General features: G+C 43.2%; 14 protein-coding genes and 6 pseudogenes. 6 read left to right on the forward strand and 14 right to left on the reverse strand.

Translation table 11 applies throughout. The annotated features are described in order from the left end of the window. Positions 1 to 185: 185 nt before the first annotated feature. Positions 186 to 1,115 carry a Sll0314/Alr1548 family TPR repeat-containing protein gene (locus V7K36_RS00345; protein ID WP_335112231.1) on the forward strand — a complete coding sequence of 310 codons (930 nt, stop codon included), beginning with the start codon at positions 186 to 188 and terminating at the stop codon, positions 1,113 to 1,115. A gap of 33 nt (positions 1,116 to 1,148) precedes the next feature. Here V7K36_RS00345 and V7K36_RS00350 read toward each other — a convergent pair whose 3' ends face one another. The 3 genes and pseudogenes from V7K36_RS00350 to V7K36_RS00360 form a co-directional block, all read right to left on the reverse strand. After that, entirely contained in the window at positions 1,149 to 3,407 is a 2,259-nt protein-coding gene (locus tag V7K36_RS00350) for a DUF4394 domain-containing protein (RefSeq protein ID WP_335112233.1), read from the reverse strand. A 24-nt stretch (positions 3,408 to 3,431) separates the two neighbouring features. Beyond that, a pseudogene (locus V7K36_RS33895) lies at positions 3,432 to 4,052 on the reverse strand (DUF4394 domain-containing protein); the annotation flags it as partial. Positions 4,053 to 4,777: 725 nt separating this feature from the next. Further along, a complete protein-coding gene (locus V7K36_RS00360) occupies positions 4,778 to 5,605 on the reverse strand; it encodes a group II intron maturase-specific domain-containing protein (RefSeq protein ID WP_335112237.1) in 828 nt (275 codons plus the stop codon). Here V7K36_RS00360 and V7K36_RS00365 point away from each other — a divergent pair. The 3 genes and pseudogenes from V7K36_RS00365 to V7K36_RS00375 form a co-directional block, all read left to right on the forward strand. Continuing rightward, a pseudogene (locus V7K36_RS00365) lies at positions 5,606 to 5,895 on the forward strand (ISAs1 family transposase); the annotation flags it as partial. Positions 5,896 to 5,974: 79 nt separating this feature from the next. Beyond that, on the forward strand, positions 5,975 to 6,427 hold the full coding sequence (locus tag V7K36_RS00370; protein WP_334824894.1) for a DUF3531 family protein: 453 nt from the start codon (positions 5,975 to 5,977) through the stop codon (positions 6,425 to 6,427). 8 nt (positions 6,428 to 6,435) lie between these two features. After that, positions 6,436 to 6,867 (forward strand): NUDIX hydrolase, encoded by a 432-nt coding sequence (locus tag V7K36_RS00375; RefSeq protein ID WP_335112238.1) that lies wholly within the window; start codon positions 6,436 to 6,438, stop codon positions 6,865 to 6,867. 37 nt (positions 6,868 to 6,904) lie between these two features. Here V7K36_RS00375 and V7K36_RS00380 read toward each other — a convergent pair whose 3' ends face one another. The 9 genes and pseudogenes from V7K36_RS00380 to V7K36_RS00420 form a co-directional block, all read right to left on the reverse strand. Next, positions 6,905 to 7,285, reverse strand: a complete 381-nt coding sequence (locus V7K36_RS00380; protein ID WP_335112240.1) for a type II toxin-antitoxin system HicB family antitoxin — start codon at positions 7,283 to 7,285, stop codon at positions 6,905 to 6,907. Between the two features lie 30 nt (positions 7,286 to 7,315). Further along, positions 7,316 to 7,525 (reverse strand): type II toxin-antitoxin system HicA family toxin, encoded by a 210-nt coding sequence (locus V7K36_RS00385; protein WP_335112242.1) that lies wholly within the window; start codon positions 7,523 to 7,525, stop codon positions 7,316 to 7,318. Positions 7,526 to 7,716: 191 nt separating this feature from the next. Further along, positions 7,717 to 7,986 carry a ParE family toxin-like protein gene (locus V7K36_RS00390; RefSeq protein ID WP_335112244.1) on the reverse strand — a complete coding sequence of 90 codons (270 nt, stop codon included), beginning with the start codon at positions 7,984 to 7,986 and terminating at the stop codon, positions 7,717 to 7,719. Next, positions 7,983 to 8,222: pseudogene (locus V7K36_RS00395) on the reverse strand (hypothetical protein). Before V7K36_RS00395 ends, V7K36_RS00390 begins: the two are co-directional and overlap by 4 nt. A gap of 232 nt (positions 8,223 to 8,454) precedes the next feature. Beyond that, complete coding sequence (locus V7K36_RS00400; protein ID WP_335112246.1) at positions 8,455 to 8,664, reverse strand: DUF6887 family protein; 210 nt, start codon at positions 8,662 to 8,664, stop codon at positions 8,455 to 8,457. Then, the gene (locus V7K36_RS00405; RefSeq protein ID WP_334708372.1) at positions 8,661 to 8,843 is read right to left on the reverse strand and encodes a DUF6888 family protein; all 183 of its coding nucleotides are present in this window, start codon (positions 8,841 to 8,843) and stop codon (positions 8,661 to 8,663) included. Before V7K36_RS00405 ends, V7K36_RS00400 begins: the two co-directional genes overlap by 4 nt. A 281-nt stretch (positions 8,844 to 9,124) precedes the next feature. Next, positions 9,125 to 9,438, reverse strand: a pseudogene (locus tag V7K36_RS33900) (hypothetical protein); the annotation flags it as partial. A gap of 158 nt (positions 9,439 to 9,596) precedes the next feature. Further along, entirely contained in the window at positions 9,597 to 9,779 is a 183-nt protein-coding gene (locus V7K36_RS00415; protein ID WP_335112250.1) for a hypothetical protein, read from the reverse strand. Continuing rightward, positions 9,779 to 10,360 carry a hypothetical protein gene (locus V7K36_RS00420; protein WP_335112252.1) on the reverse strand — a complete coding sequence of 194 codons (582 nt, stop codon included), beginning with the start codon at positions 10,358 to 10,360 and terminating at the stop codon, positions 9,779 to 9,781. The genes V7K36_RS00415 and V7K36_RS00420 overlap by 1 nt, the downstream gene beginning before the upstream one ends. Positions 10,361 to 10,691: 331 nt before the next feature. Between V7K36_RS00420 and V7K36_RS33905 the strand changes: the two are divergent. After that, a pseudogene (locus V7K36_RS33905) lies at positions 10,692 to 11,896 on the forward strand (ISAs1 family transposase). 144 nt (positions 11,897 to 12,040) lie between these two features. Here V7K36_RS33905 and V7K36_RS00435 read toward each other — a convergent pair. Next, positions 12,041 to 12,295 (reverse strand): annotated as a pseudogene (locus V7K36_RS00435) (hypothetical protein); the annotation flags it as partial. Positions 12,296 to 12,384: 89 nt separating this feature from the next. Next, on the reverse strand, positions 12,385 to 15,972 hold the full coding sequence (gene mfd / locus V7K36_RS00440; protein ID WP_335112258.1) for a transcription-repair coupling factor: 3,588 nt from the start codon (positions 15,970 to 15,972) through the stop codon (positions 12,385 to 12,387). A gap of 240 nt (positions 15,973 to 16,212) precedes the next feature. Here mfd and V7K36_RS00445 point away from each other — a divergent pair, with 240 nt between their 5' ends. Further along, the gene (locus V7K36_RS00445) at positions 16,213 to 17,541 is read left to right on the forward strand and encodes a hemolysin family protein (RefSeq protein WP_335112260.1); all 1,329 of its coding nucleotides are present in this window, start codon (positions 16,213 to 16,215) and stop codon (positions 17,539 to 17,541) included. Positions 17,542 to 17,975 lie beyond the last annotated feature (434 nt).

Below are 17,975 nucleotides of genomic sequence, written 5' to 3' on the forward strand. Positions count from 1 at the left end.
TCTCCATTGTGGCAGACTTACCCTTAAACAATGGCTTTAACTTGCCTGGGAACATGGAAAAATTACCAAAGTCAACTTTTATATAAGAAAATTTTGGTTGAAGCAGAGGCAAGTTAAAATTAACTATTTTTGCATTCTAAGTAACACATACAACTATTTCAACCGCAATTATTCTGAGGGTTAAAATGACTAAAAGGTTTTCTTCGCCTCGATTAGTAGTGTCTGCTAGACTTACTACCCTTGCTCAGACTGCTTTTGGCGCTGCGATCGCACTTAATTTGTGGGTAAATCCCTCCCTGGCTGGTGATCCGTTTCGCAATCGCGAACCTCATCAAATTGGCGACCAAACAGAAGCTGCTTTTAAAGCGATTTTCCAACAGGGCAACTATCCAGCAGGAGAGCGTTATCTGCAACAAGCACTATCCAAAGAGCCAAATGAACCTCTAGCTTATGCCATGATGGCATCTTTAGCATACGGAAATAAGGATTGGGCTAAACTAGACACCTACAGTCAGAAAACTCTAGAAACTGGGCAAAAACTGATTCCTAGCGATCCACTGCGTGGTAATTTATACACAGCTGTTGGTCATTTTTTAGAGGGTGCAGTAGTTATCACCCGTGAGGGTACAGTCAACGGTGTGCCGCAAGCCTTTAGTCGGTTGCGGCAAGTTTATGAATATTTAGACAAAGCCGAAGCAATTTCTGCCAACGATCCAGAACTGAATTTAATCAAGGGTTATATGGATTTATTATTGGCGGTTAATTTGCCTTTTGCTAGCCCAGATCAGGCAATTGCAGGGTTAGAACAAAATGCTGCTCCTGGGTATCTAGTGGATCGGGGTATTGCTCTTGCTTACCGCGATTTAAAAAGGTATTCACAGGCACTAGAGTATGTCAACCGGGCGCTCAAAACCACATCCGATAATCCAGAAATTTATTATCTCAAAGCCCAAATCCTGAAAGAACTGGGGCAAAAACAAAAAAGCCAGCAGTTGTTCCAAGAAGCGATCGCTAATTTTGACAAAGCATTGACTAAAAAATCCCAACTCCCAGGCGATTTAGTCAAGCAAATTGAGCGTGAACGCAAAAATGCTGTTAGCCTGAAGAATCCTTAGCCCCCCCATTCCCTACTTCAGGGCCTGATCGGCTTAGATAGTGACACGCACAATGACATCGTTGAAGTCTTTATCTCCGCCACCCCGTAAATCCTCAAAGCCGAATGTATTGTTACCTAAGAGGCGAATATGATCGGCTTGATCTGAATTTGCTCCAAGGTAAGCAAAATATACCTCATCCAACTTTTGACCACTGAGAACCTCGTTCACTGAAGCATTTGCAATTAAGAAAGGAGCAAAAATAGAGCCACCTGCAAACTGTCCTGACAGGGTTGCTGTTTGTTGGTTTTTTACACTTAAGTCAATTCCTGTTATGCGACTATTTACCGCGGCTTGAGCGTAACCTGTCCTGCCCGGCAGAATGTCTACCGTACCATCGCCATTGGTATCAATTCCACCATTCTGGTCTACCACGCGGTAGAACCCAACAAAATTGCCGAAGGCTGCTTCACGGTTGACGGTAAATGAAGTACTGACTTGTCGTGTCAGAGAGCGCAAATCTAGCACCTCACTCTGCCCTTGCAAAGCTGATCCTGCTGAGGCACTCTGGCTAACCGTCTTAACCCCTAGCACTATATCATTAAAGTCATTGTTACCACTGTTAGGACTATCTTCAAAGCCAAAGGTGAAATTACTGGCAGTAGCATTAGAAACACGTACCGAAGTCTGGCTACTCAAAAAGACGCTTTGATCAGAAATCTTTCCGGTTCGCAATTCATCAAGGCTACCGTTTTGAATTAATAAAGTGGAGAAGCGTGCATTTGACCCAAAATCTAAAATACTTGATAGTCCACCGCCAAAGCCATTGGGATTGTTACTGAGTGTGGAGAAGATGGTACGGGAACGAGCGATCGCAGCTTCCAAATAGCCTGTTGCATTAGGGGCAACGCCATTGATAGTACCTAAATCGTCATCAACCGTGAAAGCAACGATCTCGTTGACAACGGTATTCTTTCGGCTGGATAACGAGAACTGCACAAGGCTTTGAAAGTTGCTAGCAATAGAGATAATGGCGCTACCGTTAGCAGCAAAGTTAGCCGCGATCGTGCCAACAAGATCATTGTCAGTAATGTTAAAGATAGCAGTGTCTTGTGCTGCTAAAACAGCGCCATTTGTCGGATTTTTTAAGGACAGTGTAACTGTCTCATTGCCTTCAACCAGGCTGTCATCAGTAATATTGAAGGTGGCAGTGGCAGTAGTCTGACTATCAGCAAAAGTTACAGTCACAGGTGTGCCATTATAATCAGAACCAGCGGTTGCTGTTCCACCTGTAGCAGCCACATCTACAGTGAAAGCACCACTCGAACCACCTGTACGAACTAAATCGAGCGCGATCGTTGTGCCATTTTCAGCAACGGTATAGGTAGGTTTGCCAAACGCCACTGTGCCAGTAGGAGATTCCGCGACTGTCAAACCAGCTAAACTTGTACCTAAACCAATAGGACCGAGCAGAGTAGCAGCCCCTGTACTTAGTTCAATTGTATATAGATTAGTCAGACCTCCAACACTCAATGCTGCTATCCCCCGTCCTGAAGCTGCTGCATTTGATGCAGGAACTCGTACATTTGACGGAATATCAAAACCGCTAGCTTCAGTAAAATCTAGTGGAGTACCATTAAGGGTAACTGACAATTGAACTGTTTGGGTGCCATTGTTAGGCGGGTTTTGAATAAACAGGCTGTTGCTAGTTGGGTCTAGCGTGTATTGAGTTGTAAAAGTGGTTCCAGTGAGTCCATTGAAGCTGTTGGTATAGGCAGTAGCAGAAACTCCTGTAGAACCGATGGGAAGTCCATTAATTGCACCATCTGTGTTTAGACCTACTGCGACACCTGTGGTAGGATTGATGCGGAAATTCAACCCAGTATTTGTGACAACACGGATACGATCAACCGTTGGATTAAAGTCAAAGCCAAAACCATTGTTAGCAGGGGGTAGATCCACAGGGTTGCCTTGAGTGTCAACAAAGGCAATTTGCCCTGCTGATCCACCGACAATTGTTGCTGTTGCATTTGTTCCAGTTTGAGGGTCAATCAGGTACAAAGTGGCTGTGTTATTTGTATCGTTAATTCCCAGTCCATATAACTGCCCAGTAGCTGGACGTAGGTCAATGCCTACTAATATCTCACCTGCCGTTACACCAGTAATCGCGGCGGTTGTTACTGTTCCAGAACTGGCACTATTGAACCGAAGGAGTTGAGTACCATCGGCAGTCAATCCAATCAGAGGTACGCCACCAGGAGCTATTTCGTTTTGGAGTGCAAACCCTTGAACTGGATCTGTGCCTGCACCCACCGTTCCGATCAGTGTGGCAGCACCTGTAGAAAGTTCGATCGCATAAAGTCCGGTTGTACTACCGACCGTGAGAACCGCAAATGCCTGTCCAGTTGCTGGAGTATTTGATGTTGAAACATTGATACCAGATGGAATATCAAAGCCATTGACACTAGTAAAGTCTAGAGGAGTGCCATTAAGGGTGACTACCAGTGGCGATGTCTGGGTGCCATTATTGGGTAGATTCTAAATGAATAGTGTATTATTGACTGAATCCAGCGTGTATTGCGTGGTCGTTGTAACGTTGGGAGTGCTGTTTGTATAGGCAGTGGCATCGACTGTAGTGGTACCACCATTGATCGAACTATCAGGATTCAGTCCCATGATGGATGAGTTACCATCGATCGCCGCCCCAGTATTGGGGTTAACGCGAAAGTTTAGTCCATTGGAGGTAACAATGCGGAGGCGATCGACTGTTGGATTGAAATCTATTCCAAAGTCGGAACCTGTAATTGCAAGAGGGTTGCCGATACTATCAACAAATTGCCCTAATGTCCCGATAGCAACAGCTAACCCAGTTTGGATACTAATGGCATAAAGCTGGGCGTTGCTTATACCATCGCTAGCGATTCCGTAGAGTTTGCCGTTTTGGGGACGGAAGTCAATACCTAGTAAATTCTGCCTGCCGCCAGTCCAGTAATAGGGATACTAGCGTTAACGTTATCGGGGTTACAAGTATCAAACGAGATTAGAGTGTTATTACTGAGAACATATGCTGTTGTCATGTTTTAATTTCTCTACTTAATAATTTTTTGAATAAACTTTGACTCTAGCCGTCTGGGCTGAGGATTTGATAAAAATCCATCTCGATTGCCGTTGGCATTCCTTGAATAGAAATCCAATTTTCTTAGACTTACGTATGTGTTACCCAGAGCTAAACAACTGGTGAACTATTTCTATAAATGCCTACTTAAGAGTAAGGATTGTAAGTGCCAATGTACACAGTAAAACTACGATAATAAACGAAAATCCAAATTATTATACTAGTAAAATTACTGATATAAATTAGCATAAGTGCTTTTTTTTGGTCATTGGGGTGCTTAAAGAGAGTAGTTAATCGCAGCGTAATTCTTACACTTGGCGCGATCGCACTTTCATCTGCAACTGTCCGCGATCGCCCCAGGGCAAACGCATCTAAACCTTAAAAAAAACCAAGGTAATCTTCTATGATGAAGTTGAAAAACTATTTATGTCAGGGATAAGCACAGATTTTCAAGAGGTTCAACATAGCACATACAAAACAGAAGAAATAGGGCATGGTCTTGACACTAGTAAACTCAACGAGTCCCTCACGAAACTCGCTGGTCTTCAAAACCGTGCATGAAGTTAAACTAAGCGATTCCTTCGCAGAAATCACTCGTCTTCAGAACCGGACGTGACACTTTCGCGTCATCCGGCTCCTCTGTATTTTGACCCTTGATATGGGTACTTCCAACAAAGGAGGATTTGATATCCATTGCTGTTTTGTTGTCATGACAGTGCCTGTGGAGTAATTGAAGGTTGCTGTAGATGTCTTTTCCGCCTTTTGAGCGAGGGATAATGTGGTCAACCTCAATCAAATCCTCAGAACGAATATATAAATTACAGTGCGGACACATCCCCTTTTGTTTCTTCATGAGTCTGGCGACTCTTGTCGGTGTTTCAGGGTGAGTTCCTCTACGGGCGCTCCAATATGCCCAATCTCCATTGAGGGGGCTATAATTGCCTTTCACTTTTATGTGTCTAACAATTGGTGTTTTCTTATGTTCGGCTAGGAGGAGAATTTCTTCGCCATTACTTGCACCAAATGCCCAGTTTCTTTCTCCCACAGTCTGCCAATATTTATCAGCAATCCATGTGGAATTTTTGTTTGGGTGACGACGTTCTGCCCATGACTTCAATTGACTGTACAGGTGGCTATCGCAAGTGTTAAACGTTTCCTTGCTAACTACTGTTGAGTAGTAATTGCTCCATCCCACAATTACAGGATTAAGGTGGGCAATTAGTGCCTCTTGTTTCGCTGTTTTGTGGCTGGCTATGATTTCCCCGATTGACTGTACATGGAGTTGAATTTTCTTTTTGCTGGGTTTGATGAGTGTTTTGAACCCTAAATACAGGTAGAAAATCGCCAACTTATCCCCATGTCGCTTCTTGGGGCTTACGTCTCGTTTTCCGGCCATGAAATCCGCCACTACGTGATGTTATCTAGAATTACGCCTCGGCTTGACCCAGATTCAGTTTGGTTAAATTTTAATAGTGTTGGGATGGTAGAGTGGAGCCGGAGACGCTCCGCCTCCGGTCTGTCCGCTCATTGGATGGGAAAACAACAGTTGAGACTCGTTATTTTATCAGTAGTCTTGAAGAAAATGCTCAACAATTTGCTCATTCGGTTCGTAGTCATTGGGAAATTGAGAATTCATTGGATTGGATATTGGATGTCGCTTTAAGAGAAGATGATTGTCGGATTAGGTAGGAAATAAAATGCGTTTGCCCTGCTCCCTACTTTGATATGCTTATTTTCAGAAGAGTAATTGAAATATTAGACCAAAATGGAGATTCAGTTCCGCGAAATTAATCCTTTTGATATGTGGATTTGGCTGAAATTCAGCACAAATCCTTCTGCGCGTGAAAAGCAGTTTGTAGAAGAAGTTTTCAATTCCTGGTTTTATCTGGGTAAATTGGGTGCATTTAATGCAGAGAATCTTCAGGTGCAGGACACTGGACTCGATATCAGCTACATGAATTATGATGGACAAGGGTATGACAAAAGCCTGCTAGCACTGATGCACAACATCGGTGAGTTTGAATATGAGGGACAGTGGGGGCGTTGTTGGTTTGACTTAGGAACCAGTGATGCGATCGCCCTGGATATTTTAATCAACGCCCTCACACAGCTAAGTGAGGAATATGTCACTATTGAAGAATTGTACATCGGTGGCGAAAATGCAGATTGGCCTGTTGAGGATAGCGAAAGTCGTCCTCAGTCTATTTACGATAATTAGTTATAAAAATGAATAAAGCAGGCGAAATTCGGGTAATAGCCTTGGGGCTAATTCGGCATGGCGATCGCATATTTCTTTCTGAAGGCTACGATCCCGTAAAGCAAGAAACATTTTATCGTGCTTTGGGTGGTGGTATTGAATTTGGCGAAACCAGCCGCGTCGCCTTAGAACGGGAGTTTCAAGAGGAAATTCAGGCAGACTTAATGAATATTCGCTATTTGGGTTGTATAGAGAACCTGTTTACATTTAATGGTAGGCAAGGTCATGAAATTATTCAGCTTTATCAATGTGACTTTGCTGATTACAAATTTTATCAACTGGAAACTTTAATTTTTTCCGAATCACAAACTCATAAACATAGAGCGTTATGGATAGATATCTCTCGCTTAAAATCTAGGGAATTAAGATTAGTACCTGAAGTATTTTTTGACTATTTATAAAATATCTGGAAATTTACTACGATTGCTTTGCTGTTAATTATGCCACCGCACTCAGCAAAGACACAATATACTGGTTGAAACTAACGCCTTCTCGTTCAGAAGTCTCAGCTAGATATCGATGTAAAGATTTTGGCATCCGTAGTAATAGTTTACCGCTATAGCTATCATTACTACTTGGTAAAGGAATATCATCGCCGGCTTCATAAGCTGTCTCAATCCACAATTCCCGCGCCTCATTGAGATTTGCCACTGTCTCTTCAAGGGTTTCGCCTTGGGTAAGACATCCAGGTAAATCTTTAATTTGAGCTACATATCCCCCCTCTGGGTCGGGGTAAAGTATTACAGGGTACTGAAGATTTAAATAATATTCTAAGGACGGCTTCTCAATCTGCTGGTTCTTCTGGTTCAGTGTCTTCATCAATCCACTCTTCTAAATTTAATAGTTCAACTATTTGCTGTACATAGATTCCTTTAACTTTTGTCCTCCTGTTTTGGGTACAGTGATAGTTTTACCTTGGGAGTCTCGGAAGCTATGATGGCTACCCTGAGATTTTTTTTCTTCAAAGCCAAAAGCTTCTAATAGATAGTAAACTTCCTGAAACCGCACTTCTGGACGTCGTTTCAAAAAGCGATCTACTAATTTTCTTAATTTGCTCATTGAGAGATGATACTATATATAGTATCAAGGTTTTGAAATATAAAAAAGCGATCGCTTGTTGTATTTAGAAAAAGGACGATCGCTCTAATCAACGCCAATCTGCGTTAATTCTGTTTTAGATTTCGCCGCCGTGACGGCACGGTAAGCACTCATCTTTTGATCCAAATCGGGAATGCGATCGCACTGTGTCGCTACAACTGAGAGAGCAACTTGTTATACTCTGCGTGCGAACCAAGCCAAAACCAAATAACCGTATCTCCATCTAACTGTCCAACTGGTCGATAACTTTTGCTAATCCGTGCTGAATAAATTGGTAGTTCTGGATGTACTTTTTTGAAGCGCAAGCTTGGATGGCTCGGATCTTGTTTGAAGAGGCGATATGCCTCACGGGTTTGCTCTTGAACTTGCTCAGGTAGTGAAGCAAACCCTTGACGAAACTGAGCGGTTATACGTGACTTCACAATGTATCTGGATCTAACTCTTGGGTTTTTCCTGCACGGTATTCAGCCATTGCCTCGGTTGCCAGGAAAGCGAGTCCGTCAGGGGAACGGGCGAAAGCTTCATCCCAAGAGCGTTCATCTTCTAGTTCTTCCAAAATCATCGCCGCGATGCCTGCGGCGGGCTACGCCTACGCATCTTGTTCATTGGCAGGCAAGTTTTTTAGTTTGGCGATCGCTTGTTCAAGTAGCTCAGCCATAGCTGTCAATTGTTACGAAAGTCATACTTTGACATCCTCCCTGACGTAAACGTACAGGGATTCCTAATACTCACGAATTAGGTTTCTGTTTCAATCCCAAAACGGGTTTTTCGCAACTGCCCTTTAACCCTGCTTGTACTCTGTTGGGATTGTTAGGGTGCGATCGCCACTTACAGTGGGCGTTTATGCCTGGACTTAACCTAAGAGAATACCGGACTATTAACAGTTCTTATTACTCAGTCTGGTTCAACTTTTTTCTAAAAATTGCTTCGACTTCAGTTTTGGGATCGGCAAGGTCGAAAGGATATGGTTGATGATTGGCTGGATTACGGCGACTCATCAAGACCTCCAATGCCGCCTGGAAAGCTTGCTGATCATTTCTGTGTTCAGAAAGGTACTGTTTTAACTCAGTATTTGTCATCTCAGACAGATTCGATGTCATAGAACAAACTCCCAACTTCCATCTTCATCGATCACAAGTGCAATCTCATCACTGACCCCAGCTTGAATGTAAATGGTCTTGAATTTCTGGTCGTAACGAAAAACTTGAATTGGCTGGTACAAACTAGAAAGGAGTTGACAGACAAATATGGCAGTATCTGACTGTTCTCGTGTGGGCAAGCTGGAACCTCCTCGTATGTGCTAATAATAGCGTATCAGGAGTGAGTGCGACTTACTCATCCGAGCTTGCCTTACAGCTAGCTAAACTAAAACATATCTAAATTACATGACCGATTGTATTGGTTGTGCTTTGTCATTGATCAAGAGCCATTTGTATTTACAAAGGACTAATGACTAATGACAGTCTTCTCCTAACGGAGACGCTACGCGAACACAAGTGATTATGCAACTTGGATGCACATTAGTCGTGACTTCTGGTTTAATCCAAAATCGATGCTTTCTCAAACAATAGCCGCCTCTGGAATCGTCCCCTGCATTCTCCCAAAAGCATCAATCAAATTCTGCAATTAGTTGATCTGCTTTAAAAACTCTTAACCCGCGCACCGTCACTTTCCCAGGAGAATACACAAACCGCGTCTTGATATTGTCTGGTAAATTCGCCGCTAACAAATTCCAAGCAGGTTCTTCCATTGGTGTTTCTAAAACGACGTGCTGCTTGTTTTCTGGTAAATCCGACTTTTTTCGCTAGGTGTTAGAGTTGCATGACTCGCAAAAGTTTATTTGCAGACACTGGTAAAGTACCATAGCGATCGCTCTTAAAAGCAGAATTACTGGAGTTTGAGACAGTTCTACCCCACATTCCGCACTTCAAGATGTAATACATCGATATTCAAGAATATTTCCTAATAATGCTCAATTATTAAGTATTAATACTGAAATTATTGGGGATTTGTGATTGCTATTTAACCACCATTAGCCAGATGTTGGAAATCCTCGTGTATTACACGATGAAGTGCGGAATGTGGGATAATAACTTGAGCAATAAGAGTAGGTAAACAAACTTAAATTCAGTTGTGATCGCACTGCCGAAAACCAGCGATTTGTTGGATCGAGGATAGCGTGGGGCAAGTTGGGGAAGTTTTTATGCAGTGCCATTATTTTTTCCCTCCGATCAAACGATTGAATTGAAGATAATGTGGAAAACTGATTTTTAGCATCCGCTCTGGACTGTCATGATCATCAGTTATTTTCTCCCGTGTTGGTTTCTTATGAATGTTGATATTTCTGATGGTGACGAAACGGTAGACATAAGTATCAAGGAAATTTTTTTGTCCCCAAAACTCTTTACCAATTTTTTTGCAATAGGCGACAAAACACTGAGCGCCCTTAAGTTGCTGAATGATTTCCCATTCTGTGCTTGTGCTAGCCTTTGCTTTCATCTCAATGCAGAGGATGACCTTTTTCTTGCCAGTATCAGTAACGATGACAAAATCCGCACGTTTGCATTCACCACGGTTTCCTTTAAAAACTGTATCCGGTGACTTAAATTTATCTGCATTGATGATGATGACCTCATCATCATCGGGCATCCCATAAATAGTTACATCGTAGTTGGCGGGTGGCGGCTCTCTGAGTATGACCTTATTTTTGCCGTAGTCATCATTTTCCAATGAAACTGTAGCAGTTTCATTGATCATCTCTTTGAGAATAGCAATATCAGTTAATCCATCAGACATTACTCCTCACTCCAGACGATCGCTTCCTGAATCCGGTTCATCGTTTCGATGGTTGTATCAAAGCTGCGGGCTTCAATACCCAGTTCTGGGCTGATGTGGGCTGGTGTCAGGGTCTGGTATTTAGTTTTTTTTGTTTTGCCGTCTAGTATTATCGATGCTTTTTCTGCGATATAGACTTTGATTTTTTCAGAAGAGATCAGTTCCTCTTGTCGATAACCTTCAACTTGGGCAATTCGCTTCAGATGCAGGGTGGATTAATTGTCAAGAGAGAAAATATAACATGGAAGGATGATTCCTTGAGAAAAACACCAAAAAGAGAGGAAAGTTGGGAATGAATTTAATCGAAGCAATCCAAGGGGTTCCCGATTATCGACATGCCAGAGGGATTAGACATAGACTTGGGATAATACTAACTATAGTTTTGTTAGGTAGTTGTACGGAATATTGGGGGTATAAACCTTTAGCTGAATTTACTAAAAATCATCGATTATCCCTAATCAAATTATTAAATTTATCTCCAGATATTCAATTTCCATCGGCATCAACATTCAGAAATATCATGATGTCTATTGATTTTCAGATATTAGCTGAACTGTTTAACATCTGGGCAGAGAAGAGTTTGCCAATTAATTTCAAAGAATTATTTGCTATCGATGGCAAATGTATTAAAAGTACTGTGACAGGGGGAAATAAATCTTATCAAAACTTTGTGAGTATCGTTTCAGTTTATAGTCATCAACAAGGATGGGTAGTTAGACATCAAGCTATGGAAAATCACCACAAGAGTGAGATTAGTGTGGTAGAAGAGCTAATTAAAACACTTTCTGGGCATCATATTGTGATTACAGCAGATGCACTACATTGCCAAAAAAAACTGTTGAGTTAATTATTGAAGGAGAAAATGACTATATTATTACTATTAAAGGAAACCAGCCAAATCTGCTGAAAGTAGCTACTGAGCTAGCTGAATCCTCAATCGCTATCGATACTAATTACCATTATGAAAATTTACATGGACGAAAGACGACTCGCCAAGTCAAAGTCTATCCAATTCCATTTGAGTCACTACCTGATTGGGTTGGTGCTAAAAGTTTAATTGAGGTTAACAGATATGGAACTCGACCTCAAGGAAAGAAAAGTCGTCGCCAGATTGTTGATTATCATGAACGACACTTTTATTTAAGTAGCTTAAATTACTCAGCCTCAGAATTCGCTGAGGTTATTCGTGGTCATTGGTCAATCGAAAATCAACTTCATTGGGGAGGCAGCGCTGTGGGCGGCTTTGCCGACTTGAGGCGACTGCCGTTCAAGGATGTAACTTTAAATGAAGATAACTGTATTCATACTGGCGGTTTTTCACCAGCTAATTGGGCGATGGTCAGACAGTTTTTAGTTTCCCTCGCTCGTCAGTTAGATTGTCGAACTCTTCCTGAAGCGTTAAGGCTGATGGCTAACCAACTTCAAATGATTTTTGATGCGCTATTTGACCACCCCGACTCCTCTTGTGGAATGCCTGCGAGTCCAACGGTCGAGTGAGAAAACTTTTTCTCTCTCGACAATTAATCCACCCTGCCTTCCCTACAAGGGAAGGGGAGCAAGATTCCAAGCCTCTCTCCTTTTAGGAGAGAGGCTTGGAGATAGGTCAGACTGTATTGCATCCAAAGGAGAACCGCTATATTCTCGCTCACGGGTTTGGGCTTCATCACGCAACTTACGAGCGTATATTTGACTATCTGTAATATCAGGTCGTGAGTTAATCACGCCTTCGCTCTGCCAATAAGCAACAAGCTCGGCTCCTGTCTTGGGAGGATTTGCTAAAACCTGTCTCACAGAAAGAATCCGAAGAATGTATTCAGAAAGAGGAAGATTTAACCGAGAAGCTTCAGTAAAAAGCTGGTTTTCTAACTCTGGTGGCAAATCAAGATTAATACTCACTCTGCTTATCCTCTGTAGGTTTGGTTCTTAATTGATAAAAACTTGAGCAAAACTTATCAAGCAATTGATGACTAATCTTTTTCTAGCATTTAAACAACAGCGGCCTCTGGAATCGCACCTTGCATTCTCCCGAAAGCATCAATTAGACTTTGCAATTGTTGATCTGCTTTAAAAACTCCTAACCCGCGCACCGTAACTTTCCCAGGAGAATACACAAAGCGCGTCTTGAGATTTTCTGGTAAATTCGCCGCCAATAAATTCCAAGCTGGTTCCTCCATCGGCGTTTCTAAAACGACATGCTGCTTATTTTCTGGTTTAATCCGGCTAAATCCGATTTTTTTGGCTAGCTGTTTGAGTTCCATGACTCGCAAAAGTTGATTTGCAGGCACCGGTAAACTACCATAGCGATCGCTCCACTCGGCTGCAATCTGCTTTAATTCTGATTTAGATTTCGCTGTCGCCACCGCCCGGTATGCACTCATCTTTTGATCCAAATCGGTAATGTAATCTGCTGGGATAAATGCCGTGAGGTTAAGGTCAATCTGCGTATCCTCCACTTGCGGAATTTCTTGTCCTCGAATTTCCCGAATTGCTTCTTCCAGCATTTCCATGTATAAATCAAAACCGATGGCATCCATTTGACCGGATTGTTCTGCACCTAGCAAGTTACCCACGCCTCTGATTTCCATATCGCGCATCGCTAGCTGATACCCAGAACCGAGCTGAGTAAATTCCTGAATTGCTCGTAATCGTTGCCGTGCCGCATCAGATAACGTCCGTTGCTTCGGATAAAATAACCAAGCATGAGCTTGGATACCTGCACGTCCCACACGACCGCGTAATTGATACAGTTGTGCCAATCCAAAGCGATGAGCATCTTCAATCAAAATGGTGTTGACTCGCGGAATATCTAAGCCAGATTCAATAATTGTCGTACAAACGAGGATATCTGCGTCGCCATTACTGAAGGTGAGCATCGTTGATTCTAACTCGCTTTCATCCATTTGACCGTGAGCGATCGCAAACCTAGCCCCCGGAATCACTTCTCGTAAATTTGCTGTTGTCTCTTCAATGCCGTCCACTCGTGGGACTACATAAAACACCTGTCCACCTCTGTCTAATTCTTGACGAATCGCACTGCGGATACTTTCAGAATTTATCGGTGACAGATGGGTTTTAATTGGGCGTCTGGTTGGGGGTGGCGTGGTAATCAAACTCATTTCCCGAATTCCCGACAAGGACATATACAAAGTCCGGGGAATGGGAGTGGCGGAGAGGGTAAGCACGTCCACCTGAGTTTTCAGGCTTTTTATTTTCTCTTTTTGGTTCACCCCAAACCGCTGTTCTTCATCTACTACCAACAGTCCTAAATCCCGGAATGTCACGCCTTTACCTAAAAGTTGGTGCGTACCAATTACTACATCTAATTCACCCGTTGCTAATCGCTTTTGAATATCGCGGCGTTCTTCAGCCGAACGAAAGCGGTTGAGTAAGCCGACATTCACGGGGTAAGGTGCAAAACGTTCTTTGAGTGTATGGTAATGCTGCTGTGTTAAAATAGTCGTTGGCGCAAGGAGTGCCACTTGTTTACCGGCGATGACTGCTTTGAAAATAGCACGAATCGCCACTTCCGTTTTCCCGAAACCGACATCGCCACAAACTAAGCGATCCATTGGGCGATCGCTTTCCATGTCTCGTTTCACATCTTGGACAGCTTTGAGCTGATCCGTTGTGGGTTGATAGGGAAAAGAATCTTCTAATTCCTCCTGCCAAGGCATATCACCTGGAAAGCTAAAACCTTGTTGTTGCGATCGCGCTGCATACAGTTTCAACAAGTCCACCGCCAATTTTTTGATCGCTTTGCGGACTTTATTCTTGGTATTTTCCCAAGCTTTACCGGTCATCCGGTTGAGTTCGGGTGCTTTATCACCTGCGGCGCGGAACCGGGATAAAGCACCTACTTGATCGGCTGCGACTCTGAGTAACCCATCAGCATACTGCACCGCTAAATAATCACGGGTTTCGTGATTAATCGTCAAACTTTCCAGCTTGACAAATTTGCCAACACCATGATTTCTGTGAACTACATAATCGCCTGGGCGCAGCTTATTGGGATCAACTTGTTTAGAAGTAGCTTTGTGGCGCTTGCGGATATAGCCGGGAGTCGCCAAGGAATGTTGCCCAAAAAATTCTCGATCTGTAACAATTACCAAACGGTACGTAGGCAGGATAAAACCTTCTAGTTCCGCAAGACCAGAATATTTTAGGGCTATGGGAATATGGTTGATTTGGAGCTTATCGATCGCTAGGTAGTCGCGGGGATTGGGGATAAATTGAGCCGGACAGTCATGTTCTTGTAAAAGCGAGACGGAACGCGAAGGTTGAGCAGAAAGCAGCCAGATCGAGAAATTGCGATCGCGTTCTTGGCGGATGGTCTCAGCTAGTTTAGCAAACTGGTGCGGCATGACTGGAACAGGTCGGCTAGCCAGATTGATCCCACTATTTTCCTCTGACAGTTCCGATAAGTATAATGTTTTAAATTTGGCAACATCAGCCAAACACTCATCAAACGACCGATGAATCTTAGGTAATGTTAGGGGAGTAGATTCTTCCCCATGCCCCATTCCCCACTGTTCCTCAGCATTTTCTACCCAGCGATCACTATGAGCATGACACTGTTCTGGCTCATCAATGGCAATCAGGGTATTTTCTGCTAAGTAGTTTAGCAGAGATGCTGGTTGCTCAAACGCTAACCCCAAAAAGCGACGACTACCCTCCAAGAGTGATGAGTTTTGAGTTTTGAGTTCTAAGTCAGAATTTAACTCATAACTCCTAACTCCTAACTCAGAACTATTCTTCAGTGCTGCCATCACGACGGGAGTAAAGCTCGTGGGGGTAAGAATTAACTGGTCAACTTTGTCGAGGGCGGAACGTTGGGTTGCTGGGTCAAATTCCCGCATTTGCTCGATTTCATCGCCAAACCATTCCAAGCGGACTGGAAACTCAGATGAAACTGGGAACACATCAACAATATCGCCCCGTCGGCTCCACTGTCCTTCCGTTTCCACCAGAGGCACCCGTTCGTATCCCAGAATAGTTATTTTCTCACTGAAAGCATTCAAGTCTAATTCCATCCCCCGCTTCAAGGTAAGACAGAATTCCTGAAAAGCTGCTGGTGGCGGCAAGTGAGGTTGCAGCGCCCCTTGAGTAGCCACAATCGCCATCTTGAGTAATTGGGAATTTGGATTTGGGATCTGGTTTTCTTCCCCATGCCCCATGACGCCAGTTGCTTTAACGGAGGGAACCTCCGCAACGCACTGGCTCCCCCATGCCCCATGCCCCATACCCAAATCTGCCAATACCTGCATTTGCCCCCAACTCATCTCAGTTTCCGGGTCAAAAGGTTCGTAGGGAGAAGCTTCGGAGGTGGGGTAAAAATGTACTGTTTGCCATCCCATTGCCTCCAGTTGTGCGTAAACGCGTCCAGCTTCTTCCAGAGTGGCGCAAATCACGAACAAATCCTTGCCAGTAGCCCGCGCTAAAGCCGAAGCCACCAGAGCCTTGGGCAGCCGGGGAATGCCATTTAACCGCAATTCTTGTTGTCGGTTTAGCTTAGAAATAAATTCAGTGGTGAGCGGCGATCGCGCCAAGGCACGCACAATAGAAGAAAATGACATAAGTACTACTAGCGATGGGAGTCTTTGTGGGTCAGAAAATCTTGAGGCAGTTTATGTCAACTATTTTAAAAGTGTTAACAGTCTTCTTATTCCTCCGATGGAAAAATAATGCACAGCGACTAATAGGCCTAAGAACTATAACTACTACTTTGTGTACAGTCAAAGCATTTATCGAAGCACCTTTAATACTAGATACTAGGGATTGAGCTACGTTCGCTCTGATAAGCGGCAATTTTAAACATGTCCTCCATCACTTTTGAAATTTTAATCATTTTGGTGCTAATTATTGCCAACGGCGTGTTTTCTATGTCTGAGATGGCGATTGTCTCAGCCCGGAAAGTTAGGCTACAACAGCTTGCCAATCAAGGAGATGCCAAGGCAAAAGTAGCACTAAAACTAGCTGAGTCTCCAAATCATTTCCTGTCAACCGTTCAAGTGGGTATTTCCCTGATCGGTATCCTGACTGGTGCTTTTGGCGGAGCAACAATTGCCAGTCGGTTGGCAATCTATGTAAAACGCGTCCCCTTCTTAGCACCTTATAGTGACCCGCTCTCCTTCGGAATAGTGGTTTTGCTGATTACCTATTTTTCACTCATTGTTGGCGAATTGGTACCGAAGCGTCTGGCATTAAACAACCCAGAAAGGATTGCATCGATTGTAGCTATTCCGATGCAAGCCTTGGCGGCGATCGGTTCTCCAGTAATCTTTCTCTTAAGCGCTTCTACAGATTTGATCCTGCGAGTGCTGGGAATTACAGCTTCTACTGAGCCACAAGTCACCGAAGAAGAAATTAAAATCTTAATTGAGCAAGGTACTGAGGCGGGAACCTTTGAGGAAGCTGAACAGGATATGGTAGAGCGAGTGTTTCGTTTAGGCGATCGCCCTGTCAGCTACTTAATGACACCCCGCCCGGATATCGTCTGGCTAGACTTAGACGACTCTGCCGAAGAAAATCGCCAAAAAATGGTTGATAGTGCCTATTCTCGGTATCCAATTTGTCAGGGGGGACTTGACAATGTGCTGGGTGTTATCCCTGTCACCGACTTATTAGCCAGGAGTTTCCGAGGAGAACCGCTAGACTTGACCATAGGATTGCGACAGCCCGTATTTGTGCCAGAAAGCACCCGTGGCTTGAAAGTTTTGGAATTGTTCAAGCAAACCATCACTCACATGGCGCTGGTAGTCGATGAATACGGCGTGATTCAAGGATTAGTCACTCTCAACGACATCATGAGCGAAATCGTGGGTGATGTTCCTTCCACAGATGGCCAAGATCAACCCCAAGCTGTGCAACGCGAAGATGGTTCCTGGCTTTTGGATGGAATGTTGCCCGTAGAGGAGTTTTTGGAACTTTTCGGTATGGAAGAGTGGCAATCTGAGGAACGCGGCAGTTATCAAACTTTAGGCGGTTTTGTGATCACCAATTTAGGTCGTATTCCTGCCGCCGCAGATTATTTTGAATGGCAAAGTATGCGAATTGAAGTAATGGATATGGATGGGAACCGCGTTGATAAGGTGCTAGTCATACCGAAGGTAAGTAAATCAGCAGATACGAAAAAATCTGACTAGCGATCGTTGCGGGCATTGGGCATTGGGCATTGATAATTATTGTTTAGTATTTCTCATGCAGCATGCTCAATTTAACTTGGTGCGTTAGGCTAAAGCCGTAACGCACCCTGCTAGCTAAATATATTCATATCGGATTTATTTGCAAATCATAATAAAATATTCAGAATATATGGGTTGAAAATGAATTTTGGGATTTTTGTTCTGGAACTGAAAATATATTTGAGCAATTAAAAGCACTTTTCGTTGAGTTAGGACAAGAAAACTTTGCCGCAGAATTTAGTGATATTTTTTATCAAAATTAGTTTAAATATCAAGAATATTTAGTAACTCTTTAGCTACATAGGGGTTGCTGAAAAAGTAATAAAAAAGCAAGATCAGGATTGGTTAGTTATTCAAGCAAGCCCTAAATATAAGTTTTTGTTGTTTTTGATTAG

The organism is Nostoc sp., from assembly GCF_036919555.1.
Taxonomy (GTDB): domain Bacteria; phylum Cyanobacteriota; class Cyanobacteriia; order Cyanobacteriales; family Nostocaceae; genus Nostoc.

Excerpts from the sequence above, each read along its gene's own strand:
- V7K36_RS00345 (WP_335112231.1), top strand. The coding sequence starts at position 186 with ATGACTAAAAGGTTTTCTTCGCCTCGATTAGTAGTGTCTGCTAGACTT.
- V7K36_RS00360 (WP_335112237.1), bottom strand. The coding sequence starts at position 5,605 with ATGGCCGGAAAACGAGACGTAAGCCCCAAGAAGCGACATGGGGATAAG.
- V7K36_RS00370 (WP_334824894.1), top strand. The coding sequence starts at position 5,975 with ATGGAGATTCAGTTCCGCGAAATTAATCCTTTTGATATGTGGATTTGG.
- V7K36_RS00375 (WP_335112238.1), top strand. The coding sequence starts at position 6,436 with ATGAATAAAGCAGGCGAAATTCGGGTAATAGCCTTGGGGCTAATTCGG.
- V7K36_RS00380 (WP_335112240.1), bottom strand. The coding sequence starts at position 7,285 with ATGAAGACACTGAACCAGAAGAACCAGCAGATTGAGAAGCCGTCCTTA.
- V7K36_RS00385 (WP_335112242.1), bottom strand. The coding sequence starts at position 7,525 with ATGAGCAAATTAAGAAAATTAGTAGATCGCTTTTTGAAACGACGTCCA.
- V7K36_RS00400 (WP_335112246.1), bottom strand. The coding sequence starts at position 8,664 with ATGACATCGAATCTGTCTGAGATGACAAATACTGAGTTAAAACAGTAC.
- V7K36_RS00415 (WP_335112250.1), bottom strand. The coding sequence starts at position 9,779 with ATGGCACTGCATAAAAACTTCCCCAACTTGCCCCACGCTATCCTCGAT.
- V7K36_RS00420 (WP_335112252.1), bottom strand. The coding sequence starts at position 10,360 with ATGTCTGATGGATTAACTGATATTGCTATTCTCAAAGAGATGATCAAT.
- mfd (WP_335112258.1), bottom strand. The coding sequence starts at position 15,972 with ATGTCATTTTCTTCTATTGTGCGTGCCTTGGCGCGATCGCCGCTCACC.
- V7K36_RS00445 (WP_335112260.1), top strand. The coding sequence starts at position 16,213 with ATGTCCTCCATCACTTTTGAAATTTTAATCATTTTGGTGCTAATTATT.